The following is a 26,986-nucleotide window of genomic DNA, read 5'->3' as shown; positions in this document are numbered from 1 at the left end:
GGTGGGGTAACCATGAACGCGCCGTACGACGGTGACCGCGGCGAGGCCGCCGGGCCGCCCTCGGGCTACCCCGAGCAGGGCCAGCCCGGAGGTCCGGCGGCCGAGCCCGGCCAGGTGCCGCCGCAGCCGCCCGCGGACATGTACCTCCAGGACGCCTACGACCAGGACCCTTACCGGGCGCAGGACCTCTCCGCCCAGGACCCGGTCGCCGAGGCGCTCTACGACCGCGCCGCGCACCCCCCGCCGCCTCCGGGCACGTACCCGCAGCAGCCGCTGTACGGCCGGCCGCCGCAGTCACCGTACGCCCCGGACCCCCGGGTGTGGGCCCAGACCCCGGCGCCGGAGCCGGAGGGCCCCACGCAGTACCTGCCCTACGGCGACGACCCCCGCACGACCCAGTTCGTGGGCGTGGACGACCTGGTCACCCACTCCGGAGACCAGCGCCACGAACCGGACGCCTTCGCTCATCTGTTCAGAGACCAGCAGCAGGGCGGCGGATACCCGGGCGCGCAGCAGAGCGGCACGTACCCGCCCCACCAGCCCCCGTCGGTCCCGGGCCCGTCCCCGGCGCCGGCCCCGGGCCCGTATCCGCAGGCCGCGCCTTCTCCCGCGGCCGAGGTTCCGGCCGCCGCACCCGCACCCGCAGCCGTCGCTCCGAAGAAGGGCGGCCGCGCCGCCGGCCTGCTGAAGTCCAGCGCCGTGATGGCGGCCGGCACGATGGTCTCCCGCCTCACCGGCTTCATCCGTTCCGCGCTGATCGTCTCGGCACTGGGCGTCGGCCTCCTCGGCGACACCTTCCAGGTCGCCTACCAGCTGCCGACCATGATCTACATCCTGACCGTCGGCGGCGGCCTCAACTCCGTCTTCGTGCCGCAGCTCGTGCGCGCCATGAAGGAGGACGAGGACGGCGGCGAGGCGTACGCCAACCGCCTGCTGACCCTCGTCATGGTGGCGCTCGGCACGCTCACCGCGCTGTCGATCTTCGGCGCGCCGATCCTGATCCGCCTGCTGTCCGACCCCGTCGCCAGCGACCCGGCCGCCAACGAGGTCGGCATCACCTTCGTGCGGTACTTCCTGCCCTCAATCTTCTTCATGGGCGTCCATGTGGTGATGGGTCAGATCCTCAACGCCCGCGGCAAGTTCGGCCCGATGATGTGGACCCCGGTCCTCAACAACATCGTCATCATCGTGACGCTGGGCATGTTCATCTATGTCTACGGCACCGCCGCGGACTCGGGCATGAGGGTCACGAGCATCCCGCCGGAGGGCCAGCGGCTGCTCGGCGTCGGTGTGCTGCTCGGCCTCGTCGTACAGGCCCTGGCGATGATCCCGTACCTGCGCGAAACCGGCTTCCGGCTGCGGCTGCGCTTCGACTGGAAGGGCCAGGGCCTCGGCAAGGCCGTGACGCTCGCCAAGTGGACCGTCCTGTTCGTCCTCGCCAACCAGGCCGGCGCGGTTGTCGTCACCCAGCTGTCCACCGCGGCCGGCAAGGAGTCGCCCGTCGACGGCACCGGCTTCGCCGCCTACGCCAACGCCCAGCTGATCTGGGGCCTGCCACAGGCCATCATCACCGTCTCCCTGATGGCCGCCCTGTTGCCCCGCCTCTCGCGCTCGGCGGCCGAGGACGACTCCGGCGCCGTCCGTGACGACATCTCCCAGGGCCTGCGCACGACGGCCGTCGCGATCGTGCCGATCTCCTTCGGCTTCCTCTCGCTCGGCATCCCGATGTGCACGCTGATCTTCGGCTCCTCGGGCACCAGCGAGGCCACCAACATGGGCTTCATGCTGATGGCCTTCGGCCTCGGCCTGATCCCGTACTCCGTGCAGTACGTCGTCCTGCGCGCGTTCTACGCCTACGAGGACACCCGCACCCCCTTCTACAACACGGTCATCGTGGCCGCCGTCAACGCCAGCGCCTCCGCCCTGTGCTTCTTCCTGATCCCGGCCCGCTGGGCGGTCGTCGGGATGGCCGCCTCGTACGGCCTGGCCTACGCGATCGGCGTGGGCGTCGCCTGGCAGCGGCTGCGCAAGCGGCTGAGCAGCGACCTCGACGGCGCCCGCGTCCTGCGGACGTACGCCCGGCTGTGCATCGCCTCGGTGCCGGCCGCCGTGCTGAGCGGCGCCGCCTGCTACAGCATCGGCCACACCCTCGGCCAGGGCGTCGCGGGCTCCTTCGCCGCGCTGCTGGCCGGCGGGGCCGTACTGCTCGGAATCTTCTTCGTCGCCGCCCGCCGCATGCGCATCGAGGAACTCAACTCGCTCGTCGGCATGGTTCGTGGGCGCCTGGGGCGCTGAGAAGGGGGGTAGGCGCACAACCATCGTCCGCCACCGTGTGTCGTGCATAGCGGCGGATTGTGGGCACAATTGGTTTCGGCGTCGGACGGCGCGCAACGGGTGTCGGACGGCGCGCAATGGATGGGGAGGCAGGAACGACGGTGGCGGAACGGAGCACGGCTGCCGTCGACGTGGCAGACAACAGCGGCGAGAAGTCGCTGACCGCACAGGCGGACCAGTCCACGGCCGACGGGGTGGCCAAGAACCGGGAGCGGGACACGGACAGCGACGAGGCACAGGAGAGCACCGGGACTGCCGAGACCGGGGGTTCCGGGAAGGCCTCACCGCCCGAACTGCACAGCGGTCACAAGCTGGCCAGACGCTATCGCCTCGAGGAGTGCGTCACCCGTCTGGACGGATTCAGCAGCTGGCGAGCCGTGGACGAGAAGCTCCGCCGCGCCGTCGGCGTCCACGTCCTGCCGGCGGACCACGCACGGGCCCGCTCCGTCCTGGCAGCGGCCCGCTCCGCCGCCCTGCTCGGCGACCCCCGCTTCGTCCAGGTCCTGGACGCCGTCGAGGAGAATGACCTCGTCTACGTCGTCCACGAGTGGCTCCCCGACGCCACCGAACTGACCACGCTGCTCGCCTCCGGTCCGATGGAGGTGTACGACACCTATCAGATGGCCAGTCAGGTCGCCGCCGCCATGGCCGCCGCCCACCGCGAAGGCCTGGCCCATCTGCGCCTGAACCCCAACGCCGTGCTGCGCGCCTCGACCGGTCAGTGGCGCATCCGCGGACTGGCTGTCAACGCCGCGCTGCGGGGCATCAGCTCCGACACCCCGCAGCGCACCGACACCGAGGCCATCGGCGCCCTGCTGTACGCGGCGCTCACCCAGCGCTGGCCGTACGAGAGCGACGCCTACGGCCTGTCGGGCCTGCCCAAGGACGTCGGCCTCATCGCCCCCGACCAGGTGCGCGCCGGCGTCCACCGGGGCCTGTCCGAGCTCGCCATGCGCGCGCTCGCCAACGACGGCGCCACCGCGTCCCGTCACGAGTCGCCGTGCACCACACCGGAGGAAGTGGTGAAGGCGATCGGCGAGATGCCCCGCATCCGCCCGCCGGAGCCCGCGTTCACCGCCCCGCCGGACTACCAGCACACGACGTACCAGCAGGGCACGTACGGCCGCCAGACGCCCCGCCCGGGCGCCACCCAACCGGTCCCGACCCCGCCGCCCCCGCTCCAGAGCCGCACCGGCCAGGCCCTGAAGTGGGCCGTGTCCGCGCTCCTGATCGCCGCCCTCGGCCTCGGCAGCTGGCAGCTCGCGGACGCACTCATGGAACAGGGCAACAAGTCCGACGACACGAACCGGACGCAGACGACGGACGGGGGCGACAAGAGCGGCGACAAGACGAAGCCGGTCAAGCCCATCAGGATCCAGGGCGCACAGGAGTACGTCGCCAGTGGCGAGGCCCAGGCGCCCCAGGACGTCGACAGTACCTACGACGGCGACAGCTCCACCTACTGGCGCACGAAGCGCTACAACGAAGGTCCGGAGCTCGCGCCGTACAAGCCAGGGGTGGGTATCGTCTACGATCTCGGCTCGACGAAGGAGATCTCGACGGCGTCGGTAGGGCTCCGGTATCCCGGGAGCCACACGACCGTGCACCTCTACGCCACCGACGGGCTGTCCCCCTCAACGGGGATCGACGGTATGAAGGAGATCGGAACCGCCACCACCAGCGGCACCTCTCTCACGGTCAAGGCCTCGAAGTCGCTGAAGACCCGATATGCACTGCTGTGGATCACGGCCGTGCCGAACGCGCCCGCCGACGGCTACAGCAGCGCCGGCTACAAGCAGGCAGTCACCGATGTCCAGTTCAAGGGCAGTAGCTGACCGACCGCGAGGGGAGGGGGCGGAGGAGGCCCGATGGCAGATGACACCGCACACGGCGACGTAAGCGATCAGGACCTTCTGACCCGTCATGTGGAGGGCGACCCCGACGCATTCGGTGAGCTCGTGCGACGACACCGGGACCGACTCTGGGCGGTGGCCCTGCGGACGCTGGGAGACCGCGAGGAGGCCGCTGACGCGGTGCAGGACGCTCTCGTCTCCGCCTACCGGGCCGCGCACACATTCCGCGGCCACGCGGCCGTCACGACGTGGCTGCACCGCATCACGGTGAACGCCTGCCTGGACCGCGCCCGCAAGGCTGCCTCCCGGAAGACCGCGCCGGTCGATGACACCGAGCGCCTGGATCAGTTGCTGGAGCCGCACGAGTCGGCCTCAGCGCCCGCGGAGCGCAAGGATCTGCACCGCCAGCTCATCGCGGCCCTGAGCACCCTGCCCCCCGACCAGCGCGCGGCACTCGTCCTGGTGGACATGCAGGGCTACCCCGTCGCCGAGGCGGCCCGGATCCTCGACGTGCCCACCGGCACAGTGAAGAGCCGGTGCGCCCGCGGCAGAGCCAGACTCCTGCCGCTCCTCTCGCATCTACGGCCGGAAAGCGGCAGCGAGGCAGAGAAGCCCGACGGAGAGCGGAACCGGACGCAGGGGACATCCGTCCCATCAGCAGCGGGCCCGCGCCGAGCGGATCCGCAGGACGCAGGACCGAGTGACTCAGCTGTAGTGAAGGGCGGAGGTGGGCGAGCGTGACGTCGACGACCGACATGGCCGGGCACCCGGATGTCGCGGAGATCTCCGACCTCGCCGAAGGCATCCTCCCGCCGTCCCGCACCACCGACGTACGGCGGCATCTGGACGAGTGCGAGCTGTGCGCCGATGTCTACACCTCGCTGGAGGAGATCCGGGGACTGTTCGGCACGCTTCCGGGCCCGCCGCGCATGCCCGACGACGTCGCCGGGCGTATTGACGCGGCCCTCGCTGCGGAGGCCCTGCTGAATGCCACGGCGGCCGAGTCCGAGGACGCCCCGGCTCTGCTGAGTGCATCCCGCTCCGCTTCCGAGGAGGACGAGGGTGGGCATGTTTCACGTGAAACACCGGCACCGGCCGATCGCCCGTCCGGGCATGCCCGGGCCTCCACCACCGGTCCGGGCCGCAAGGAGCGCACACGTCGCGGACGCCGCAGGCTCGCTGTCCTGGGGGCCGTGTTCACCGCCGCCGCCCTGGGGCTGAGCTCTGTGATCGTGTCGTCCCTCAACGACAGTCCGTCCGGCGATACGGCGCACGGCAACGCGACCGCTCCGGCGGACACCTTCTCGGCGCGGAAGCTGGAAAAGCAGGTCACCGATCTTCTCGCCAAGGGCAAGAGCGCAGCGGACGGCTCTCGCACCCCGCACAGCCTCGGCATCGAGGGCACCGAGGGCCCCAGCACCCTCAAAGACACCGTCCCCGAGTGCATCCGCGAGGGCATCGGCCGCAACGACGCCGCCCTGGCCACCGAGGAAGGCACCTACAAGGGGACCGCCGCGCTGCTCGTCGTGCTGCCGGATGCCTCAGACGCCACACGGGTCACCGCATACATCGTGGATGCGACCTGCGTGAAGAAGCCCTCGTCCGCCACGGCCAAGGTTCTCCTGCAGCGCTCCTACGCGGGCTCCTGACCGCCCCTCCACACCCCGTTCGCCCCAGGCGGTGTCCGGTACGACATCGCCCCGGGCGGGCACACGGGACGCTGTCCTCATGTGCGTGAGACGCCGTCTTCGTGTGCCCGGGCACAGCGGGAATGCGCGCCCCTTAGGATCCGTTGGGTGGGGTGAGAGTTCTGAGAGAGGCTCCCACCGGTCCGACGACGCAGTCCCCAGAGACGAGGAATCAAGCCGTGAGCGACGTCCGTAACGTGATCATTATCGGCTCCGGGCCCGCCGGCTACACGGCGGCGCTCTACACCGCGCGCGCGTCGCTGAAGCCACTGGTGTTCGAAGGTGCCGTCACCGCCGGCGGCGCACTGATGAACACCACCGACGTGGAGAACTTCCCGGGCTTCCAGGACGGCATCATGGGCCCCGAGCTCATGGACAACATGCGCGCCCAGGCGGAGCGCTTCGGCGCCGAGCTCGTCCCGGACGATGTCGTCGCCGTCGACCTGACCGGTGAGATCAAGACCGTCACCGACACCGCGGGCACGGTCCACCAGGCCAAGGCCATCATCATCGCCACCGGCTCGCAACACCGCAAGCTCGGTCTGCCCAACGAGGACGCCCTCTCCGGCCGCGGCGTCTCCTGGTGCGCCACGTGTGACGGGTTCTTCTTCAAGGACCAGGACATCGCCGTGATCGGCGGCGGCGACACCGCGATGGAGGAGGCCACGTTCCTCTCCCGCTTCGCCAAGTCCGTGACGGTCGTCCACCGCCGCGACACCCTGCGCGCCTCCAAGGCGATGCAGGAGCGCGCCTTCGCCGACCCGAAGATCTCCTTCGTGTGGGACAGCGAGGTGGCCGAGATCCAGGGCGACCAGAAGCTGTCGGGCCTGAAGCTGCGCAACGTCAAGACCGGCGAGCTGTCGGATCTGGCGGTAACGGGCCTGTTCATCGCGATCGGCCACGACCCGCGCACCGAGCTCTTCAAGGGCCAGCTGGAGCTGGACGAGGAGGGCTACCTGAAGGTCGACGCTCCCTCGACCCGCACGAACCTGACCGGTGTCTTCGGCTCCGGTGACGTGGTCGACCACACCTACCGTCAGGCCATCACCGCGGCCGGCACCGGCTGTTCCGCCGCTCTCGACGCCGAGCGTTTCCTCGCCGCCCTCGCGGACGAGGAGAAGCCCGAGCCCGAGAAGACCTCTGTCTGACCCCCCTGTCCGCCCCACGCACCAACAGTTAAGGAGCCCGCCGTGGCCGGCACCCTGAAGAACGTGACCGACGACTCCTTCGAGCAGGACGTCCTCAAGAGCGACAAGCCTGTTCTGGTGGACTTCTGGGCCGCCTGGTGCGGTCCGTGCCGCCAGATCGCGCCGTCCCTTGAGGCGATCGCCGCCGAGTACGGCGACCAGATCGAGGTCGTCAAGCTGAACATCGACGAGAACCCGGGTACGGCCGCCAAGTACGGCGTCATGTCCATCCCGACCCTGAACGTCTACCAGGGCGGCGAGGTCGCCAAGACCATCGTGGGCGCGAAGCCGAAGGCCGCGATCTTGCGCGACCTTGAGCAGTTCATCGGCGAGTGATCAGCCGGACCGACTGAGCCGGCGCACCGGCGGTCGATGTTTCACGTGAAACACGAATGGGCCAACCCCCTCGGGTTGGCCCATTCGCCGTACCGGAGCCGTCACAGCGGCCTCAGTGCCGGCTCCTTCTGTACAGCCCCCAGCAGCCGGTCGAGTGCCAACTCCACGTCCTCCTTCCAGGACAGGGTCGACCGCAGCTCCAGCCGCAGGCGCGGGTACGTCGGATGGGGCCGCACCGTCTTGAAGCCCACGGCCAGCAGATGGTCGGCGGGCAGGACGCAGGCGGGCTCTTTCCAGCGGGCGTCCCCGAAGGCCTCGATCGCCTTGAAGCCCCGCCGCAGCAGATCCTTGGCGACCGTCTGGACCATCACCCGCCCCAGCCCCTGGCCCTGGTACCCCGGCACGATGAACGCGGTCATCAGCTGCACGGCGTCCGGTGAGACAGGGCTCGTGGGGAACGCCGTCGATCGGGGGACATAGGCGGGCGGGGCGTAGAGCACGAACCCCACCGGCACCTCGTCGACATAGACGACCCGCCCGCAGGAACCCCAGTCCAGCAGGACCGCGGAGATCCAGGCTTCCTTCTCCAGAGCGGGCGTGCCCGCCTTTACCGCGGCTTCGCCGCTGACTGGGTCCAGCTCCCAGAAGACACACGTGCGACAGCGCTTGGGAAGGTCCTGAAGGTTGTCCAGCGTGAGCGGTACGAGCCGACGCCCCATGAAGGCTGTTCCTCGCTTCCTTCTCCCGCCGCTTCGTGGGCGGCCGTCAGAGCGCTCCGTTCCCTGAGCAAGCTGCCGATGAAGCCACCGACCGCGCCCAGCCCCAACCCCGCGCTCACCAGTCCGGTGCGGCTCATCGTTCGCATGGCCCCTGCCTCCCCACTCAGAGGTACTGCCAGGTGGATGCGCCATACCCGAATCGCATCGTATCCACGATGCGATTCCCTCGATACCGTATGAAAGCAAAGTGCGGGCCGTGTTCCGGTACGCACCGGACACGGCCCGCGTGGTCGGCCGGCGGAGCGGATCGACCGCTCCGTCCGCCGGGGGCTCAGGACTCGGTCTCTTCGGAGTCGCCTTCCAGGAGGCTCTTCTGTAGAACCGGTCCCTCGCCGGGGGCCAGAGAGCTGAGGATCCGTTCGAGGTCCTCCATAGAGGCGAACTCGACGGTGATTTTTCCCTTCTTCTGGCCCAGGTCGACCTTCACCCGGGTCTCGAAGCGGTCCGAGAGCCGCGTCGCCAGATCGGTCAGCGCCGGGGAGACCCGGGTGCCGGCCCGCGGCCCCTTGGCCCGCTGGGACTTCTGCGGCCGCGACCCCATCAGGGTCACGATCTCCTCGACGGCCCGCACCGAGAGTCCCTCAGCCACGATCCGATGGGCCAGCCGGTCCTGCTCCTCTGAATCCTCGACCGACAGCAGCGCCCGGGCGTGCCCCGCGGAGAGCACTCCGGCGGCGACCCGGCGCTGGACCGCCGGAGAGAGCTTCAGCAGACGCAGGGTGTTGGAGACCTGCGGACGGGACCGTCCGATCCGGTCGGCCAGCTGGTCGTGCGTGCAGTTGAAGTCCTTCAGCAACTGGTCGTAGGCGGCCGCCTCTTCCAAGGGGTTCAGCTGGGCGCGGTGCAGGTTCTCCAGGAGGGCATCCAGGAGGAGCTTGTCGTCCTCCGTGGCCCGCACGATCGCCGGGATGGCCTCCAGCCCGGCCTCGCGGCAGGCCCGCCAGCGGCGCTCGCCCATGATGAGCTCGTAGCGCGCAGGGCCCAGCTGCCGGACGACGACCGGCTGGAGGAGGCCGACCTCCTTGATGGAGGTGACGAGCTCGGCCAAAGCGTCGTCGTCGAAGACCTCCCGCGGCTGCCGCGGGTTCGGCATGATGGCGTCGAGGGGGATCTCGGCGAAGTGGGCACCGATGGGAGGCGCGGGCGTGGCCGCAGCACTGTTCGCCGGCGGCTCCTCTGTTTCACGTGAAACAGGCGGCAGTGTGGCCACCTTCGCCGCGGCCACCCCACGGTCGGTCGACAGCACAGGAATCGCCGCGGGGGACGCGGGAGCGGCATCCCCCGTCGCAGCCGGAGCCGCTGACTTGTCTGCCGGGCCAGGGATCAGTGCGCCGAGACCACGGCCCAGCCCCCTCCGTCGCTCACTCACTGCGTCCCCTCCACCATGCTCGGATCGTTCTGCTGTGCGCCGATGTGAGCGTGCGTGGCGTCATAACTGACGCCGACGCCCTTCAGCGCGATCTCTCGTGCCGCCTCAAGATAGGAGAGGGCACCGCTCGATCCTGGATCGTAGGTCAGTACCGTCTGCCCATAACTCGGCGCCTCGGAGATACGGACCGAGCGGGGAATGCTCGTCCGCAGCACCTCGTCGCCGAAGTGGTTGCGCACCTCGTCCGCGACCTGGGACGCGAGCCGCGTCCGGCCGTCGTACATGGTGAGCAGGATGGTCGACACGTGCAGGGCGGGGTTGAGGTGGCCCCGCACCAGGTCGACATTGCGCAGCAGCTGACCCAGACCCTCCAGCGCGTAGTACTCGCACTGGATCGGGATCAGGACCTCCTGGCCCGCGACCAACGCATTGACCGTCAGCAGGCCGAGCGACGGCGGGCAGTCGATGAGGATGTAGTCCAGCGGCTGCTCGTACGCCTGGATGGCACGCTGCAGCCGGCTCTCCCGCGCCACCAGGGACACCAGCTCGATCTCCGCACCGGCGAGATCGATCGTGGCAGGGGCGCAGAAGAGGCCTTCCACATCAGGGACTGGCTGGACGACTTCCGAGAGCGGCTTGCTCTCGACCAACACGTCGTAGATGGACGGGACTTCGGCGTGATGGTCGATCCCCAGGGCCGTGGACGCATTGCCCTGCGGGTCAAGGTCGATCACCAGAACGCGGCCTCCGTGCAGGGCCAGTGACGCGGCAAGGTTGACGGTCGTCGTCGTCTTGCCCACGCCACCTTTCTGGTTGGCGACCACCATGACACGGGTCTGCTCGGGCCGTGGCAGGCCCTCGCCGGCGCGGCCTAGAGCCTCCACCGCCAGTTGGGCAGCACGACCGATGGGAGTGTCGTCCATCGGAGGCGGTGTTTCACGTGAAACATCCGCCCCCATCGACTCGGTACGGGGACCGGGGACCGGATCGGTCATCGGTCCCGCGATGTTGGCGTCGGACCGCAAGGATTCACTCTCCTCGACTTCAGGCTCGCAATGAACAGAGCCTCCCATGCCTTCGGGGTCGTGAACCAGTGAGGCCTGACGTTCTGTGGAGAAATCCACTTCTGTGGACAACTCCGTACCCCTCACGGGGGGCGGAGTGCCGTCGGGAACAGGGTCCTCTCCGAGAGAGCCGAGAGGCTTACGGTCGCGGGGTTCGGCAGCAGCGCGGCCGCGACTGATGATGCCGTGCAGCAGTGAGCGACGTTTCACGTGAAACACGATGCACAGCGGCTGCGACCGAAGCGTCGCGACACTCCGGCATGCGTAGGTTTGCCAGCTTGTGTGGAGTACGTCTCGTCGTCAGGACGGATCAGCGCCCTTCGACGGGCCCGGCCCGTGTGAGTCAGCGCCGCCGACGGGTGCGACCAGTGCGAGCCGCCTTCGCCCGCTTCGCCGCGAACCGCACACCGCCGGGGCTCTCCCCGACCTCGACCCGCACCACCGTGGACAGAGGGTCCACAATCCCCTCGCCCACATGCAGGATCGATGTCTCCGCAGCACCGAGCTTGCTCAGCGCGGTGGCCGCGGCCTTGAGCTCCTCCTCGGCAGTGTCACCCTTGAGCGCGAGCATCTCGCCGTAGGGACGCAGCAGCGGGATGCCCCATGCGGCGAGGCGGTCGAGCGGTGCGACAGCTCGCGCGGTCACCACGTGCACCGCCGGCAGCTTCCCCATGACCTCCTCGGCCCGGCCCCGCACCACCGTCACATGATCCAGGCCCAGCAGCTCCACGACCTCGGTCAGGAAAGTGGTACGACGCAGCAGCGGCTCAAGAAGGGTGATCTTCAGGTCGTCGCGGACGAGTGCCAGCGGAATACCGGGCAGACCGGCCCCCGAGCCGACATCGCACACGGTCACCCCCTCGGGCACGACCTCGGAGAGCACCGCGCAGTTCAGCAGATGCCGCTCCCACAGACGCGGAACCTCACGCGGCCCGATCAGTCCGCGCTGCACACCCGCTTGCGCGAGCAGCTCCGCGTACCGGACCGCATCCGCGAACCGCTCGCCGAACACCTCGCGTGCCTGCTCGGGAACAGGGGGAAGCTCCGCTGCCTCCGTCACGGGGACCGTCCTTCCGTACGCGCCGACGCACCGGGCGCCGACACCAGAACCACCAGAACTATCAGGCTGACAAAGTTCGGCCCCGCCTGCGCTACAGACGGGGCCGGTGAGGCGTAAGGGTCGATCAGGCGGGAAGCACGACGACGAAGCGCTGCGGCTCCTCGCCCTCGGACTCGCTGCGCAGGCCCGCGGCCTTGACCGCGTCGTGCACGACCTTGCGCTCGAACGGCGTCATCGGCTTCATCCGCACGGCCTCGCCGGTGTTCTTGACCTCGGCGGCGGCCTTCGCGCCCAGCTCGGACAGCTCCGCGCGCTTCAGGGCGCGGTAGCCGGCGATGTCGAGCATCAGACGGCTGCGGTCCCCGGTCTCCCGGTGCACGGCCAGGCGGGTCAGCTCCTGTAGCGCCTCCAGCACCTCACCGTCACGGCCGACCAGCTTCTGCAGGTCACGGGAGCCCGTGTCACTGATGATCGAAACGGAGGCGCGGTCGGCCTCGACGTCCATGTCGATGTCGCCGTCGAGGTCGGCGATGTCGAGCAGGCCCTCCAGGTAGTCCGCCGCGATCTCGCCTTCCTGCTCCAGGCGAGTCAGGGTGTCTGCACCCTCGGCAGCGGCGGAGGTGGTGCCTTCCGTCACGGGATGGACTCCTTCTTACTTCTTGGACGGGGACTTGGGCCGCTGCGGGCCCTTGCGCTGACCGGACTGGGCTTTGCTGCGGCCACCGGAGCCGGACTTCTGGGCGGCCTTCTTGGGGGCGCCGGCAGGCTTGGCGTCCTCGGGCTCGTCGGACTTGCTCAGCGAGGTGGTGGGTTCGCCGGCCGCCTTCGAGCCGCCTGACTGGCGCTGGGACTTGCTCTGGCGCTTGGGCTGCTGACGCTTGGGGGTGGCTGCCGTGGCCGGCGTACCGTCCTCGGTCTGTACGGCGACCGCGCTGTCGCTCTTCTCGACGGTGCCGTCGGTCTGGGCGGCCAGGCCCGCCTTGCTCAGGCCGTTGATGAACTTCCGCTCGTACTCGTTGCGGTCGCGGCCCTTGGCAACGATCGCCTTGACGATGGCCTTGTCACGGCGTCGGCCGACCTTGCCGTGCTGCGTGACGTGCTTGTGCAGGCGCTCCAGATAGGCGGCCTGGGCCTTCGAACCCGGGGTCGGGTTGTTGTGGATGACGTACATCTGCTGGCCCATGGTCCACACGTTGGTGGTCAGCCAGTAGACGAGGACACCGACCGGGAAGTTGATGCCGAAGACGGCGAACATGACCGGGAAGACGTACATCAGCATCTTCTGCTGCTGCATGAACGGCGTCTTCACCGTCGTGTCGACGTTCTTCGTCATCAGCTGGCGCTGGGTGTAGAACTGCGACGCCGACATCAGGACGATCATGACGGCGGTGATCACCCGGACATCGGTGAGGGAGGCACCGAGCTCGGCGACCTTGCCGGCGCTGTCCGTGAACTTCGCGGCGAGCGGGGCACCGAAGATGTGTGCCTGACGAGCACTCCCCAGCAACTGCTCGTCGATGACGCCGATCGTCTTGCCGGTCGCGATGCTGTTGAGCACGTGGTAGAGGGCGAAGAAGAACGGGGACTGCGCCAGGATGGGAAGGCACGAGGAGAGTGGGTTGGTGCCCGTCTCCTTGTACAGCTTCATCATTTCTTCGGACTGACGCTGCTTGTCGTTCTTGTAGCGCTCCTGGATCTTCTTCATCTCGGGCTGCAGCGTCTGCATCGCCCGGGTCGCCTTGATCTGCTTCACGAAGAGCGGGATCAGGCAGATACGGATCAGAATCACCAGGGACACGATGGACAGGCCCCAGGCCCACCCGGAGTCGTCACCGAAGAGGGCGCCGTACACCTTGTGGAACTGGACGATGACCCAGGAGACGGGTGTCGTGATGAAGCTGAAGAGGCTGGCAATCGTGTCCACTAATCATGCTCCTTGGGCATGGGACGGGGTCTCTGCGGCCGGGCTCGAAGGGGTCGACGGACTCGTGGGAGAAGTCTGTCCCTCGGTGGCCGGTTCGGCGGCGGAGTGCCCGCCCTTGCGTGCACGCCAGGCGTCACGCAGCATTTCGTGCCACCGCGGGCGCTTGCGCGGCGGAACATGGTCCACACCGCCCAGCGACCACGGATTGCACCGCAGGATGCGCCAGGCCGTGAGAGCCGTGCCCTTGATGGCTCCGTACCGGTCGATGGCCGTGTAGCCGTAGTGAGAGCACGACGGGTAGTACTTGCAGACCGGCCCGAGCAACGGACTGATCGTCCACTGGTACAGCTTGATCAAAGCCAGCAGCGGGTACTTCATCGCGCGCCCCCTCCCAGCAGCCGCTGCAGAGCGGCATCCAGGTCTCGGGCCAGCTGTGCATGGTCGGCGTCACCCGCACCGGGCAGCGCTCGTACGACTACCAGGCTACCGGGCGGCAAAAGGGCGACTCGGTCCCGCATCAGATGGCGAAGTCTGCGCTTCACCTTGTTACGGACCACCGCGTTGCCGACGGCCTTGCTCACGACGAAACCCGCACGCGTCGGGGGAGCGCTCTCCCCAGGCGCATGCGGGTCCGTGGCACCGCTACGAAGATGGACGACGAGGCTCGGGCGGCCGGCCCTGCGGCCCCGTCGTACCGCGGTCGCGAAGTCCTCGCGCCGCCTCAGCCGGTTCTCGGTGGGCAGCACGACGTCATGACCTGACCGGGATCAGGCGGACAGACGGGCGCGACCCTTGCTGCGGCGGGTCGCGAGAATCGCGCGGCCGGCACGGGTGCGCATACGCAGCCGGAAGCCGTGGGTCTTGGCGCGACGACGGTTGTTCGGCTGGAAGGTGCGCTTGCTCACTCGGGGGCTCCAGATTGAAATCGGTGGTGGCGGGATGCCGTCCTGGCTGTCACCGTGCGCCCACGAGTAGCTCGCGTTACGCCCGAGTGCACCGCTTACCGATCACCCAAATGATCTGTGCCCATCGGAGGCAGGCGGCAGCAGCCATCGACAACTCGACCTGGTTACGGTACGCGCGGCTGCGCCATCGGGTCAAACCAGCGGTCACGCCGAGACACTATCCACAGGCTGGGGACAACAACTTGAACCGCACCCGTCGCCCTGACTACCGTGGCTTAACTCCGATTCGTTCCCGTGACCCCTTGGTCTGGGCTCCACCCCATTTGAATCCCGACCCGTCCCGCATCACACGTTCGTGGGACCTGTGAGAGAGCGTGCCCTGTGGCTGACGTACCTGCCGATCTTGCCGCAGTGTGGCCACGAGTACTGGAGCAACTTCTCGGTGAGGGCCGTGGCCAGGGTGTGGAGACGAAGGACGAGCACTGGATCCGGCGCTGCCAGCCGCTCGCGCTGGTCGCGGACACCGCCCTGCTCGCCGTACCGAACGAATTTGCGAAAGGCGTACTGGAAGGCCGTCTCGCCCCCGTCGTCAGCGAGACCCTGAGCCGCGAATGCGGCCGCCCGATCCGCATCGCGATCACCGTCGACGACTCCGCCGGCGAGCCCGCCGCCCCACAGGCACCCCCCGCACGCCCCCAGCCGCGTTACGAGGAGCCGGAGCTCCCCTCCCAGAGCCGCGACCCGCAAAGCCGCGAGAGGCGCGACGCACAGGTCCGTGACCCCCAGGGCCGCGACGGCCACGAAGGCCGCGACGCATACGAGGGACGGAACGGATACGAGGGCTACGGCCGCCACCGCGCCGACCAGCTCCCGGGTCCCGCCGGCGACCAGCTCCCCACCGCCCGGCCCGCCTATCCGTCGGAGTACCAGCGCCCCGAACCCGGCGCCTGGCCGCGCGCGACACAGGACGACTACGGCTGGCAGCAGCAGCAGCGCCTCGGCTTCCCGGAGCGCGACCCATACGCGTCCCCGCCGCAGGAGCAGTACGGCCCGCCCGCCCAGGACACCTACGGCTCGGCGCAGGATACGTACTCCTCCTCGCAGGACGGCTACCCGTCGGCACCCCAGGACTCGTACGGCCCGCCGTCACAGGATTACCGCCCGCAGCCGCTGGAGCGGCCCTCGTACGACTCCCAGCGCTCCGACTACGACCAGTCACGCGGCGACTACGACCAGCAGAACGCCCGCCGCGAACTGCCCGAGCCGCCGCCCGGCTCCGGCCACGTCCACCGCGGCGGCCCCGTCGGCTCCAGCCTGCCCACCACCGGTGCCCCCGGCCCGCTGGCCGCACAGCCGGCACCGGCCACCGGACCCGGCGAACCGACCGCACGCCTGAACCCGAAGTACCTCTTCGACACCTTCGTCATCGGCGCGTCCAACCGCTTCGCACACGCGGCCGCGGTCGCCGTCGCCGAGGCACCCGCCAAGGCCTACAACCCCCTCTTCATCTACGGGGAGTCCGGGCTCGGCAAGACGCACCTGCTGCACGCGATCGGGCACTACGCGCGCAGCTTGTACCCCGGCACGCGCGTGCGGTACGTGAGTTCGGAGGAGTTCACCAACGAGTTCATCAACTCCATCCGCGACGGCAAGGGCGACAGCTTCCGCAAGCGCTACCGCGAGATGGACATCCTGCTCGTCGACGACATCCAGTTCCTCGCGGACAAGGAGTCGACGCAGGAGGAGTTCTTCCACACCTTCAACACCCTCCACAACGCCAACAAGCAGATCGTCCTGTCCAGCGACCGGCCGCCCAAGCAGCTGGTGACCCTGGAGGACCGGCTGCGGAACCGTTTCGAGTGGGGCCTGATCACCGACGTCCAGCCGCCCGAGCTGGAGACGCGCATCGCGATCCTGCGCAAGAAGGCGGTGCAGGAACAGCTCAACGCCCCGCCGGAGGTGCTGGAGTTCATCGCTTCCCGGATCTCGCGCAACATCCGCGAGCTGGAGGGCGCGCTGATCCGGGTGACGGCGTTCGCCTCACTGAACCGGCAGCCGGTGGACCTGGGCCTGACGGAGATCGTCCTGAAGGACCTGATCCCCGGCGGCGAGGACACCGCCCCGGAGATCACCTCGACGGCCATCATGAGCGCGACCGCCGACTACTTCGGGCTCACGGTCGAGGACCTGTGCGGCACCTCGCGCGGCCGCGCGCTCGTGACCGCCCGCCAGATCGCCATGTACCTGTGCCGCGAGCTGACCGACCTGTCGCTGCCGAAGATCGGCGCGCTCTTCGGCGGCCGCGACCACACCACGGTGATGCACGCCGACCGCAAGATCCGCAATCTGATGGCCGAGCGGCGCTCCATCTACAACCAGGTCACCGAGCTCACCAACCGCATCAAGAACGGCTGACGGCCGCACACGCACGTCCCTGAGGGCGCCCCCGGAGGAGATCCGGGGGCGCCCTCCTTCATGGCGCGGTCTCCCGCCGTTCCATGGTGCGGTCTCCCGCTGTTCGAATACCTGCCGGGTTACGGGCGCTCTCCACAGATTCCGTGACTTTCTCGCGTCCACACCCTGGGGACTGGGGAGTTGTCCAGATCGCGTCCACAGGCTGTGCTGTCGAAAGACCATCGGGCCAGCTCAGGCGCCTGTGGAATCGTGGACAAACGATCTCCACAGACTGTGGACAAAGCGAAGATCCACAAGCTGTGCACGAAGTTGTCCACCACCAACCCACAGGCTGGGGTCAGTTGTCCCCAGCGATAGGCGACTTCTCCACATGCCTGTCCACTGTTCGGCAACATGACGCGCCCCCTCACCGACTCGAGTGAAAGCCGTCACACCAACTTGCCGGGTTGGGCTGTGGGCAACATGGGTAAAGCTGGGGACGGCGCTGGGGAGAACTCGCCTCACCCTGTGCACGGCGTGTGCAGAACTTTCCGTTCTCCACAGCGGGACTGAGTTGTCCACTGCCCCCGCCCACAGGCCCCGTGGACAAAATTACCGCCTTGAGCTGGGAAAACGTGGTTATCCACGGTATCCACAGGCCCTACTACTACGAACGACTAGAGAGAGCCCGGAATCCGTATCGAAGCGGGTCCTGTGCACAACTCGCTCTCCGGCGCCCTGCCGCCCCGCGTCATGACTTGACCCCGAGAGGCACCTACTGTCAGTGCGGTGCGTCAGACTGGTCCCCGGTGTCCTTCCCTTCACAGGGGCCGGCGACACCGAGTCAGACGACGAAGGCGAAGCAGGGCGAGAACGCCGGCAACAGCGGGAGGCGGCTTACGGTGAAGATCCGGGTGGAACGCGACGTACTCGCGGAGGCAGTGGCCTGGGCGGCACGCAGCCTCCCGGCCCGTCCGCCGGCGCCTGTCCTCGCCGGCCTGCTCCTGAAGGCGGAGGACGGCCAGCTGAGCCTGTCCAGCTTCGACTACGAGGTCTCCGCACGCGTGAGTGTGGAGGCGGAGGTCGAGGAGGAGGGCATGGTCCTGGTCTCCGGGCGCCTGCTCGCGGACATCTCCCGCGCCCTGCCCAACCGGCCGGTGGAGATTTCCACAGACGGTGTACGAGCGACGGTGGTCTGCGGCTCCTCGCGGTTCACACTGCACACCCTGCCTGTGGAGGAGTACCCGGCGCTGCCGCAGATGCCGAACGCCACGGGCACGGTCCCCGGCGAGGTCTTCGCCTCCGCCGTGCAGCAGGTCGCCATCGCCGCGGGCCGCGACGACACGCTGCCCGTCCTCACCGGTGTGCGCATCGAGATCGAGGGTGACACGGTGACGCTGGCCTCCACCGACCGCTACCGCTTCGCGGTCCGCGAGTTCCTGTGGAAGCCGGAGAACCCGGACGTGTCCGCGGTCGCCCTGGTGCCCGCCAAGACACTCCAGGACACGGCCAAGGCGCTGACCAGCGGTGACCAGGTGATCCTGGCGCTGTCCGGCTCCGGCGCGGGCGAGGGCCTGATCGGTTTCGAGGGCGCCGGGCGCCGTACGACGACGCGTCTGCTGGAGGGCGACCTCCCGAAGTACCGGACGCTCTTCCCGACGGAGTTCAACTCGGTCGCCGTCATCGAGACCGCGCCCTTCGTGGAGGCCGTCAAGCGCGTCTCGCTGGTCGCCGAGCGCAACACCCCGGTGCGGCTCAGCTTCGAGCAGGGCGTCCTCATCCTGGAGGCCGGCTCCAGTGACGACGCACAGGCTGTGGAAAGGGTGGACGCGCAGCTGGAGGGCGACGACATCTCCATCGCCTTCAACCCGACGTTCCTGCTGGACGGCCTGAGCGCGATCGACTCCCCGGTGGCCCAGCTGTCGTTCACGACGTCCACGAAGCCGGCCCTGCTGAGCGGCAAGCCGGCGGTGGACGCGGAGGCGGACGACGCCTACAAGTACCTGATCATGCCGGTGCGGCTGAGCGGCTGAGCGGTCGGCAAGGTGGCCGTTTGTCCACAGGGTGCGGACAAAGCCGCAGGTGGCGGTGAGCGTATGAGCGCTTGTGCCCACAGATGTGCGTGAGCGTCCGGGTTTAGGCTCGGACGCAGGTTCGGATGTGTCGGCAGCACCTGTGGATACGCCCGTGCCTCAATGCCACGTCGCACACCCAAAGGAACACAACTGATGGAGCTCGGTCTCGTCGGCCTCGGCAAGATGGGCGGCAACATGCGCGAGCGGATCCGCCGCGCGGGCCACACCGTCGTCGGATACGACCGCAACCCGGACCTCGCCGACGTCCACAGCCTGCAGGAGCTTGTGGGCAAGCTCAGCGGCCCGCGCGTGGTCTGGGTGATGGTCCCGGCCGGTGCACCGACCCAGTCGACCATCGACGAGCTCGCCGAGTTCCTCGAACCGGGTGACGTGGTCGTGGACGGTGGCAACTCGCGCTGGACGGACGACGAGAGGCACGCCGAGGAGCTGGCCGCCAAGGGCATCGGCTTCGTCGACTGCGGCGTCTCCGGCGGCGTGTGGGGCCTGGAGAGCGGCTATGCGCTGATGTACGGCGGCGACAAGGAGAACGTCGCCAAGGTGCAGCCGGTCTTCGACGCGCTCAAGCCGGAGGGCGACTTCGGTTCGGTGCACGCGGGCAAGGTCGGGGCGGGCCACTTCGCGAAGATGGTCCACAACGGCATCGAGTACGCGATGATGCAGGCCTACGCCGAGGGCTGGGAGCTGCTGGAGAAGGTCGACTCCGTGACCGATGTCCGGGAGGTGTTCCGCTCCTGGCAGGAGGGCACGGTCATCCGCTCCTGGCTGCTGGATCTCGCGGTGAACGCCCTCGACGAGGACGAGCATCTGGACAGGCTGCGGGGTTATGCACAGGACTCCGGTGAGGGACGCTGGACTGTGGAGGCGGCCATCGACCACGCGGTGCCGCTGCCGGCCATCACCGCGTCGTTGTTCGCGCGGTTCGCCTCCCGGCAGGATGACTCGCCGCAGATGAAGATGATCGCGGCGCTGCGGAACCAGTTCGGCGGCCACGCGGTCGAGAAGAAGTAAGCAGGACCCGAGGGTTGGGGGAGGTCGGCACACGACCATGCACGTCACGCATCTGTCGCTGGCCGACTTCCGCTCGTACACCCGGGTCGAGGTCCCGCTGGACCCGGGCGTGACCGCCTTCGTGGGCCCCAACGGCCAGGGCAAGACGAATCTTGTCGAGGCCGTCGGCTACCTCGCGACCCTCGGCAGTCACCGCGTCACCTCCGACGCCCCCTTGGTGCGTATGGGCGCCGACCGCGCGGTCATCCGGGCGCAGGTCCGCCAGGGCGACCGGCAGCAGCTGGTCGAGCTGGAGCTGAACCCGGGCCGCGCGAACCGCGCCCGCGTCAACCGGTCCTCGCAGGTCAGACCCCGTGACGTCCTCGGGATCGTACGGACCGTGCTGTTCGCGCCCGAGGATCTTGCCCTGGTCAAGGGGGATCCCGGTGAGCGCCGCCGCTTCCTCGACGAGCTGATCACCGCCCGTTCCCCGCGGATGGCGGGTGTCCGTTCCGACTACGACCGGGTCCTCAAGCAGCGCAACACGCTGCTGAAGTCGGCCGCGCTGGCCCGCCGCCACGGCGGCCGCCAGATGGACCTGTCCACGCTCGACGTCTGGGACCAGCACCTCGCGGGCGCGGGCGCGGAGCTGCTCGCCCAGCGTCTCGACCTGATCGCCGCGATCCAGCCGCTGGCCGACAAGGCGTACGAGCAGCTGGCTCCCGGCGGTGGTCCGGTCGCGCTGGAGTACAAGCCGTCCGCGCCCGGCGAGGCACACACGCGCGAGGACCTCTTCGAGCAGCTGATGGCGGCCCTCGCCGAGTCCCGCAAGCAGGAGATCCAGCGGGGCGTCACCCTCGTAGGACCCCATCGAGACGATGTGAATCTCAAACTCGGTCAGATGCCCGCCAAGGGGTACGCCTCCCACGGCGAGTCCTGGTCCTACGCGCTGGCGCTGCAGCTGGCCTCGTACGACCTGCTGCGGGCCGAGGGCAACGAGCCGGTGCTGGTCCTCGACGATGTGTTCGCCGAGTTGGACGCCCGGCGCCGTGAGCGGCTGGCGGAGTTGGTCGCACCGGGTGAGCAGGTGCTGGTGACTGCGGCGGTCGGCGACGACGTACCGGATGTGCTGGCCGGGGTGCGGTTCGCGGTGTCGGAGGGGGCGGTGGAGCGCGTATGAGCGGCGAGGGCCCCGCTCCCGACAAGCGGTCCCATGCTCCCGGGAAGACCCCCGAGCCCTCCGGTGTGGACCTCGCGCGCGTGGCGCTGAGGGCGGCGAAGGAGGCGGCACGCGCGCGTGGGGCCGCGGCGCAGCAGAAGAAGCAGGCGCGGCGCGGCGGTCTGCGCTCCGGCGCGCGCGCCGACGGCCGCGATCCCATGGCGCTCGGCGCCGCCATCAGCCGGCTGATCAACGAGCGCGGCTGGGAGGCTCCGGCCGCGGTGGGCGGCGTGATGGGCCGCTGGCCGCAGATCGTCGGCGAGGACGTGGCCAAGCACTGTGTGCCGGAGAGGTACGACGAGGACGAGCGGGTCCTGGTCGTGCGCTGCGACTCGACGGCCTGGGCGACGAATCTGCGGCTGCTCGCCCCGACGCTCGTCGCCCGCCTCAACGAGGACCTCGGCCACGGCACGGTCCGGATGATCAAGGTGCAGGGCCCGGGCGGTCCCGCCCACCGGTTCGGCCCGCTGCGTGCCCCGGGCAGCACGGGGCCCGGTGACACCTACGGCTGACACATGGCCCCGCCGCCGGGGCACTCAGCCGGGGCACTCAGCCGCGCGGGCCTCTGCCCCGCCGCCCCCGAACCGCCGCCCCAAGCGTCGCGCCGACCTCGGCCGGCGTGCCCCGGACCGCCTCTCCGGCCTCCGCCGGACCCTCCCTGCCGCCGAGTGACCGACTTCACATCGGCAGCCGTCTGGGGCCTCCTCGAAGCCCCCGCGACGGCCCTGTTGCAGCACCGCACGCGGTTGCGAATGTCGACCTGACTCCCAAGTAGCCAAGGGTTGACGCCCCGAAGCGCTGAGTGGCGTTGTGAGCCTCTTGGAGCCCCCATCCGCATATCGGGAGTCGGCCGAGGATGGTTCAGGGCGGCACATGCGGACTCAGGTACCGGCAAACCCCCATCACTGTCGGCGCTACCGGTAGACTGGAAGACGATCCCGCCCCGAACGTGGGGACCGTCCGGGAAAAGCTGAGCAACGCTGATCAAGGCTTACCAACGCAACATGCCGCAGCCGCTCCGGCAACCCGCCGACGAGCCTGGCTCGTGCTGTGCCAGAAAGGGCGCTTCGTGGCCGATTCCGGCAACCCCAACGAGAACATCCCGTCCACCGACGCCGGCGTCAACGGCGCGGTGACCTCGTCGAACGGCGAGGTCACCGCCTCGTACGACGCCAGTGCCATCACCGTCCTCGAAGGGCTGGACGCGGTCCGCAAGCGACCCGGTATGTACATCGGCTCGACCGGCGAGCGCGGACTGCACCACCTGGTCCAGGAGGTCGTCGACAACTCCGTCGACGAGGCGCTGGCCGGCCACGCGGACACCATCGACGTCACGATCCTCGCCGACGGCGGCGTGCGGGTCGTCGACAACGGCCGTGGCATCCCGGTCGGCATCGTCCCTTCCGAGGGCAAGCCGGCCGTCGAGGTCGTGCTGACGGTCCTGCACGCGGGCGGAAAGTTCGGCGGCGGCGGCTACGCGGTCTCCGGCGGTCTGCACGGCGTGGGTGTCTCCGTCGTGAACGCCCTGTCGACCAAGGTCTCCGTCGAGATCAAGACCGATGGCCACCGCTGGACGCAGGACTACAAGTTGGGCGTCCCGACGGCCCCGCTGGCCAAGCACGAGGCCACGGACGAGCACGGCACCACGGTCACCTTCTGGGCCGACCCGGACATTTTCGAGACCATCGAGTACTCCTTCGAGACGCTGTCGCGGCGTTTCCAGGAGATGGCGTTCCTCAACAAGGGCCTGCGGATCAACCTCACCGACGAGCGCGAGTCGGCGAAGGCCACGGCCGGCGCGGACGAGGCGGGCGAGGACGAGAAGCACGAGGTCAAGAGCGTCTCGTATCACTACGAGGGCGGCATCGTCGACTTCGTGAAGTACCTCAACTCCCGTAAGGGAGAGGTGGTCCACCCCACCGTGATCGACCTCGAGGCCGAGGACAAGGACAAGAGCCTGTCCCTCGAGGTCGCCATGCAGTGGAACAGCGGCTACAACGAGGGCGTCTACTCCTTCGCCAACATCATCCACACCCACGAGGGCGGTACGCACGAAGAGGGCTTCCGGGCCGCGCTGACGTCGCTGATCAACAAGTACGCGCGCGACAAGAAGCTGCTGCGGGAGAAGGACGACAACCTCACCGGTGACGACATCCGCGAGGGTCTGACCGCGATCATCTCGGTGAAGCTGAGCGAGCCGCAGTTCGAGGGCCAGACGAAGACGAAGCTGGGCAACACCGAGGTGAAGACCTTCGTGCAGAAGGTCGTCTACGAGCACCTCAACGACTGGCTGGACCGGAGCCCGAACGAGGCCGCGGACATCGTCCGCAAGGGCATCGCGGCGGCCACCGCGCGCGTGGCGGCTCGCAAGGCCCGTGACCTGACGCGCCGTAAGGGTCTGCTGGAGACGGCGTCCCTGCCGGGCAAGCTCTCCGACTGCCAGTCGAACGACCCCACCAAGTGCGAGATCTTCATCGTCGAGGGTGACTCCGCCGGCGGCTCGGCCAAGTCCGGCCGCAACCCGCAGTACCAGGCGATCCTGCCGATCCGCGGCAAGATCCTCAACGTCGAGAAGGCGCGCATCGACCGCATCCTGCAGAACCAGGAGATCCAGGCGATGATCTCCGCGTTCGGCACGGGCGTGCACGAGGACTTCGACATCGAGCGGCTCCGCTACCACAAGATCATCCTGATGGCGGACGCCGACGTCGACGGCCAGCACATCAACACCCTGCTGCTGACCTTCCTGTTCCGCTTCATGCGGCCGCTGGTCGAGGCCGGGCACGTGTTCCTGTCGCGTCCCCCGCTGTACAAGATCAAGTGGGGCAAGGACGACTTCGAGTACGCGTACTCCGACCGCGAGCGCGACGCTCTGGTCGAGATGGGCCGCCAGGCCGGCAAGCGCATCAGGGACGACTCGGTGCAGCGCTTCAAGGGTCTCGGTGAGATGAACGCCGAGGAACTGCGCATCACGACCATGGACCAGGAGCACCGCGTGCTCGGCCAGGTCACGCTCGACGACGCCGCTCAGGCCGACGACCTGTTCTCGGTCCTGATGGGCGAGGACGTCGAGGCCCGCCGCGCGTTCATCCAGCGCAACGCCAAGGACGTCCGCTTCCTCGACATCTGAGTCGGTCTCAGCTGACCGCACCAGGAAGGACCTTCACCAGCAATGACCGACGAGACTCCAATTTCCTCCGTTGGGCCTGTCACGCCCGAAGGCGAGCCCCCCCTGGCGCTGCGAGTCGAGCCCGTGGGGCTCGAGACGGAGATGCAGCGCTCGTACCTCGACTACGCGATGTCCGTCATCGTCTCCCGCGCGCTGCCGGACGTCCGGGACGGCCTCAAGCCCGTCCACCGCCGTGTGCTGTACGCGATGTACGACGGCGGCTACCGCCCCGAGCGCGGCTTCTACAAGTGCGCCCGTGTCGTCGGCGACGTCATGGGCAACTACCACCCGCACGGCGACTCCTCGATCTACGACGCGCTGGTCCGCCTCGCGCAGTCGTGGTCGATGCGGATGCCGCTGGTGGACTCCAACGGCAACTTTGGCTCCCCGGGCAACGACCCGGCGGCGGCGATGCGCTACACCGAGTGCAAGATGGCGCCGCTGTCGATGGAGATGGTCCGTGACATCGACGAGGAGACCGTCGACTTCACGGACAACTACGACGGCCGCTCCCAGGAGCCGACCGTCCTGCCGGCCCGGTTCCCGAACCTGCTGATCAACGGCTCGGCCGGTATCGCGGTCGGTATGGCGACCAACATCCCGCCGCACAACCTGCGGGAAGTCGCGGCCGGCGCCCAGTGGTACCTGGAGAACTACGAGGCCTCGCACGAGGAGCTGCTGGACGCCCTGCTCGAGCGCATCAAGGGCCCCGACTTCCCGACCGGCGCCCTGGTGGTGGGCCGCAAGGGCATCGAGGAGGCGTACCGCACCGGCCGCGGCTCGATCACGATGCGCGCGGTCGTCGAGGTCGAGGAGATCCAGGCCCGCCAGTGCCTGGTGGTCACCGAGCTGCCGTACCAGGTCAACCCGGACAACCTCGCGCAGAAGATCGCCGACCTGGTGAAGGACGGCAAGGTCGGCGGTATCGCGGACGTCCGGGACGAGACCAGCTCCCGTACCGGTCAGCGCCTGGTCATCGTGCTCAAGCGGGACGCGGTCGCCAAGGTCGTGCTGAACAACCTCTACAAGCACACCGACCTGCAGACGAACTTCGGCGCCAACATGCTGGCGCTGGTCGACGGTGTGCCGCGCACGCTGTCGCTGGACGCGTTCATCCGGCACTGGGTGAACCACCAGGTCGAGGTCATCGTCCGCCGTACGCGCTACCGGCTGCGCAAGGCCGAGGAGCGGGCGCACATCCTGCGCGGCCTGCTGAAGGCCCTGGACGCCATCGACGAGGTCATCGCGCTGATCCGGCGCAGCGACACCGTCGAGATCGCGCGCGGGGGCCTGATGGACCTCCTGGACATCGACGAGATCCAGGCCAACGCGATCCTCGAGATGCAGCTGCGCCGGCTGGCCGCTCTGGAGCGCCAGAAGATCGTCCAGGAGCACGACGAACTCCAGGCGAAGATCAACGAGTACAACGAGATCCTCGCCTCCCCGGTCCGCCAGCGCGGCATCGTCAGCGAGGAACTCGCCGCGATCGTCGAGAAGTACGGCGACGACCGCAAGACCATGCTGGTGCCCTACGACGGCGACATGTCCATGGAGGACCTGATCGCCGAGGAGGACATCGTCGTCACGGTCACCCGCGGCGGCTACATCAAGCGCACCAAGACGGACGACTACCGGGCGCAGAAGCGCGGCGGCAAGGGCGTGCGTGGCACGAAGCTGAAGGAAGACGACATCGTCGACCACTTCTTCGTCTCGACCACGCATCACTGGCTGCTGTTCTTCACCAACAAGGGCCGCGTGTACCGGGCGAAGGCGTATGAGCTTCCGGACGCCGGCCGGGACGCGCGCGGGCAGCACGTGGCGAACCTGCTCGCCTTCCAGCCGGACGAGGCGATTGCCGAGATCCTCGCGATCCGCGACTACGAGGCGACGCCGTATCTGGTCCTGGCCACCAAGGCGGGTCTGGTGAAGAAGACGCCTCTGAAGGATTACGATTCGCCACGCTCCGGCGGTGTCATCGCCATCAACCTCCGTGAGCAGGAGGACGGTTCCGACGACGAACTGATCGGTGCCGAACTCGTCTCGGCCGACGACGATCTGCTGCTGATCAGCAGGAAGGCGCAGTCGATCCGGTTCACGGCCTCGGACGAAACCCTGCGGCCCATGGGCCGTGCGACCTCGGGTGTCAAGGGCATGAGTTTCCGCGAGGGCGACCAGCTGCTCTCGATGAATGTTGTTCGACCCGGTACGTTCGTGTTCACTGCCACCGACGGTGGGTACGCGAAGCGGACCGCCGTCGACGAGTACCGCGTCCAGGGGCGCGGCGGCCTCGGTATCAAGGCCGCCAAGATCGTCGAGGACCGCGGTTCGCTCGTCGGTGCGCTGGTGGTCGAGGAGACCGACGAGATCCTCGCCATCACGCTGTCTGGCGGTGTGATTCGTACGCGAGTCAACGAGATCAGGGAAACCGGCCGTGACACCATGGGCGTCCAACTGATCAATCTGGGCAAGCGCGATGCCGTGGTCGGGGTCGCACGCAACGCCGAGGCGGGACGCGAGGCGGAGGAGGTCGACGGCGACGTGGCCGTCGACGAGACCGACGAGGGTGTCGCGACCACCGGCACGGACGAGGGTGAGGCGCCCTCGGCCGAGTAGCACGAGGAG

At 68.7% G+C, this 26,986-nt stretch carries 22 protein-coding genes; 13 read left to right on the top strand and 9 right to left on the bottom strand.

Going from position 1 to position 26,986, the window contains the following annotated elements; genetic code table 11:
- Nucleotides 1–12: 12 nt before the first annotated feature.
- From murJ to trxA, 6 genes are all read left to right on the top strand, one after another.
- Complete coding sequence (gene murJ, locus H8R17_RS16545) at nucleotides 13–2,295, top strand: murein biosynthesis integral membrane protein MurJ (RefSeq protein ID WP_187823958.1); 2,283 nt, start codon at nucleotides 13–15, stop codon at nucleotides 2,293–2,295.
- Between the two features lie 140 nt (nucleotides 2,296–2,435).
- Nucleotides 2,436–4,169 carry a protein kinase family protein gene (locus H8R17_RS16540; protein WP_187823957.1) on the top strand — a complete coding sequence of 578 codons (1,734 nt, stop codon included), beginning with the start codon at nucleotides 2,436–2,438 and terminating at the stop codon, nucleotides 4,167–4,169.
- A gap of 33 nt (nucleotides 4,170–4,202) precedes the next feature.
- Nucleotides 4,203–4,928: an RNA polymerase sigma factor SigM gene (sigM, locus tag H8R17_RS16535; protein ID WP_187823956.1), complete on the top strand. Its 726-nt coding sequence runs from the start codon at nucleotides 4,203–4,205 to the stop codon at nucleotides 4,926–4,928.
- Nucleotides 4,925–5,836: an anti-sigma factor gene (locus H8R17_RS16530; protein ID WP_187823955.1), complete on the top strand. Its 912-nt coding sequence runs from the start codon at nucleotides 4,925–4,927 to the stop codon at nucleotides 5,834–5,836. Before sigM ends, H8R17_RS16530 begins: the two co-directional genes overlap by 4 nt.
- A 218-nt stretch (nucleotides 5,837–6,054) precedes the next feature.
- Nucleotides 6,055–7,023, top strand: a complete 969-nt coding sequence (gene trxB / locus H8R17_RS16525) for a thioredoxin-disulfide reductase (protein ID WP_187823954.1) — start codon at nucleotides 6,055–6,057, stop codon at nucleotides 7,021–7,023.
- A gap of 42 nt (nucleotides 7,024–7,065) precedes the next feature.
- Nucleotides 7,066–7,398, top strand: a complete 333-nt coding sequence (gene trxA / locus H8R17_RS16520) for a thioredoxin (protein WP_187823953.1) — start codon at nucleotides 7,066–7,068, stop codon at nucleotides 7,396–7,398.
- A gap of 101 nt (nucleotides 7,399–7,499) precedes the next feature.
- Here trxA and H8R17_RS16515 read toward each other — a convergent pair whose 3' ends face one another.
- The 9 genes from H8R17_RS16515 to rpmH form a co-directional block, all read right to left on the bottom strand.
- Nucleotides 7,500–8,117 carry a GNAT family N-acetyltransferase gene (locus H8R17_RS16515; protein WP_187823952.1) on the bottom strand — a complete coding sequence of 206 codons (618 nt, stop codon included), beginning with the start codon at nucleotides 8,115–8,117 and terminating at the stop codon, nucleotides 7,500–7,502.
- Between the two features lie 331 nt (nucleotides 8,118–8,448).
- A complete protein-coding gene (locus tag H8R17_RS16510) occupies nucleotides 8,449–9,546 on the bottom strand; it encodes a ParB/RepB/Spo0J family partition protein (protein ID WP_187823951.1) in 1,098 nt (365 codons plus the stop codon).
- Nucleotides 9,543–10,619: a ParA family protein gene (locus tag H8R17_RS16505; RefSeq protein WP_187823996.1), complete on the bottom strand. Its 1,077-nt coding sequence runs from the start codon at nucleotides 10,617–10,619 to the stop codon at nucleotides 9,543–9,545. Before H8R17_RS16505 ends, H8R17_RS16510 begins: the two co-directional genes overlap by 4 nt.
- 334 nt (nucleotides 10,620–10,953) lie before the next feature.
- On the bottom strand, nucleotides 10,954–11,670 hold the full coding sequence (gene rsmG, locus H8R17_RS16500) for a 16S rRNA (guanine(527)-N(7))-methyltransferase RsmG (RefSeq protein WP_187823950.1): 717 nt from the start codon (nucleotides 11,668–11,670) through the stop codon (nucleotides 10,954–10,956).
- A 124-nt stretch (nucleotides 11,671–11,794) separates the two neighbouring features.
- Nucleotides 11,795–12,307 (bottom strand): R3H domain-containing nucleic acid-binding protein, encoded by a 513-nt coding sequence (locus H8R17_RS16495; RefSeq protein ID WP_187823949.1) that lies wholly within the window; start codon nucleotides 12,305–12,307, stop codon nucleotides 11,795–11,797.
- Nucleotides 12,308–12,322: 15 nt separating this feature from the next.
- On the bottom strand, nucleotides 12,323–13,594 hold the full coding sequence (gene yidC / locus H8R17_RS16490; protein ID WP_187823948.1) for a membrane protein insertase YidC: 1,272 nt from the start codon (nucleotides 13,592–13,594) through the stop codon (nucleotides 12,323–12,325).
- Between the two features lie 3 nt (nucleotides 13,595–13,597).
- The gene (yidD, locus tag H8R17_RS16485) at nucleotides 13,598–13,972 is read right to left on the bottom strand and encodes a membrane protein insertion efficiency factor YidD (RefSeq protein WP_187823947.1); all 375 of its coding nucleotides are present in this window, start codon (nucleotides 13,970–13,972) and stop codon (nucleotides 13,598–13,600) included.
- Nucleotides 13,969–14,340: a ribonuclease P protein component gene (gene rnpA / locus H8R17_RS16480; RefSeq protein ID WP_187823946.1), complete on the bottom strand. Its 372-nt coding sequence runs from the start codon at nucleotides 14,338–14,340 to the stop codon at nucleotides 13,969–13,971. Before rnpA ends, yidD begins: the two co-directional genes overlap by 4 nt.
- A 21-nt stretch (nucleotides 14,341–14,361) precedes the next feature.
- Nucleotides 14,362–14,499: a 50S ribosomal protein L34 gene (rpmH, locus tag H8R17_RS16475; RefSeq protein ID WP_003975051.1), complete on the bottom strand. Its 138-nt coding sequence runs from the start codon at nucleotides 14,497–14,499 to the stop codon at nucleotides 14,362–14,364.
- Nucleotides 14,500–14,880: 381 nt separating this feature from the next.
- Between rpmH and dnaA the strand changes: the two genes are divergently transcribed.
- The 7 genes from dnaA to gyrA all read left to right on the top strand — a co-directional run bounded on the left by dnaA (nucleotide 14,881) and on the right by gyrA (nucleotide 26,977).
- Nucleotides 14,881–16,914: a chromosomal replication initiator protein DnaA gene (dnaA, locus tag H8R17_RS16470; RefSeq protein ID WP_187823945.1), complete on the top strand. Its 2,034-nt coding sequence runs from the start codon at nucleotides 14,881–14,883 to the stop codon at nucleotides 16,912–16,914.
- A gap of 881 nt (nucleotides 16,915–17,795) precedes the next feature.
- Nucleotides 17,796–18,926, top strand: coding sequence for a DNA polymerase III subunit beta (gene dnaN / locus H8R17_RS16465; RefSeq protein WP_187823995.1), 1,131 nt, complete (start codon nucleotides 17,796–17,798; stop codon nucleotides 18,924–18,926).
- A gap of 195 nt (nucleotides 18,927–19,121) precedes the next feature.
- Entirely contained in the window at nucleotides 19,122–19,997 is an 876-nt protein-coding gene (gene gnd / locus H8R17_RS16460; protein ID WP_187823944.1) for a phosphogluconate dehydrogenase (NAD(+)-dependent, decarboxylating), read from the top strand.
- Nucleotides 19,998–20,034: 37 nt separating this feature from the next.
- A complete protein-coding gene (recF, locus tag H8R17_RS16455) occupies nucleotides 20,035–21,156 on the top strand; it encodes a DNA replication/repair protein RecF (protein WP_187823943.1) in 1,122 nt (373 codons plus the stop codon).
- A complete protein-coding gene (locus H8R17_RS16450; protein ID WP_187823942.1) occupies nucleotides 21,153–21,707 on the top strand; it encodes a DUF721 domain-containing protein in 555 nt (184 codons plus the stop codon). The genes recF and H8R17_RS16450 overlap by 4 nt, the downstream gene beginning before the upstream one ends.
- 557 nt (nucleotides 21,708–22,264) lie before the next feature.
- Nucleotides 22,265–24,325: a DNA topoisomerase (ATP-hydrolyzing) subunit B gene (gene gyrB, locus H8R17_RS16445; protein WP_187823941.1), complete on the top strand. Its 2,061-nt coding sequence runs from the start codon at nucleotides 22,265–22,267 to the stop codon at nucleotides 24,323–24,325.
- Between the two features lie 42 nt (nucleotides 24,326–24,367).
- A complete protein-coding gene (gene gyrA, locus H8R17_RS16440) occupies nucleotides 24,368–26,977 on the top strand; it encodes a DNA gyrase subunit A (protein WP_187823940.1) in 2,610 nt (869 codons plus the stop codon).
- Nucleotides 26,978–26,986 lie beyond the last annotated feature (9 nt).

Origin of the sequence: Streptomyces sp. TRM68367, from assembly GCF_014495685.1 — a bacterium.
In the GTDB taxonomy this organism is placed as follows: Bacteria; Actinomycetota; Actinomycetes; order Streptomycetales; family Streptomycetaceae; genus Streptomyces.
Note: the sequence above shows the minus strand (reverse complement) of the source record. Positions and strands in the feature narration are given on the sequence as shown.

Coding starts and splice junctions, on each gene's coding strand:
- murJ (WP_187823958.1), top strand. CDS start 13: ATGAACGCGCCGTACGACGGTGACCGCGGCGAGGCCGCCGGGCCGCCC.
- sigM (WP_187823956.1), top strand. CDS start 4,203: ATGGCAGATGACACCGCACACGGCGACGTAAGCGATCAGGACCTTCTG.
- H8R17_RS16515 (WP_187823952.1), bottom strand. CDS start 8,117: ATGGGGCGTCGGCTCGTACCGCTCACGCTGGACAACCTTCAGGACCTT.
- H8R17_RS16505 (WP_187823996.1), bottom strand. CDS start 10,619: ATGGGAGGCTCTGTTCATTGCGAGCCTGAAGTCGAGGAGAGTGAATCC.
- yidD (WP_187823947.1), bottom strand. CDS start 13,972: ATGAAGTACCCGCTGCTGGCTTTGATCAAGCTGTACCAGTGGACGATC.
- gnd (WP_187823944.1), top strand. CDS start 19,122: ATGGAGCTCGGTCTCGTCGGCCTCGGCAAGATGGGCGGCAACATGCGC.
- recF (WP_187823943.1), top strand. CDS start 20,035: ATGCACGTCACGCATCTGTCGCTGGCCGACTTCCGCTCGTACACCCGG.
- H8R17_RS16450 (WP_187823942.1), top strand. CDS start 21,153: ATGAGCGGCGAGGGCCCCGCTCCCGACAAGCGGTCCCATGCTCCCGGG.
- gyrA (WP_187823940.1), top strand. CDS start 24,368: ATGACCGACGAGACTCCAATTTCCTCCGTTGGGCCTGTCACGCCCGAA.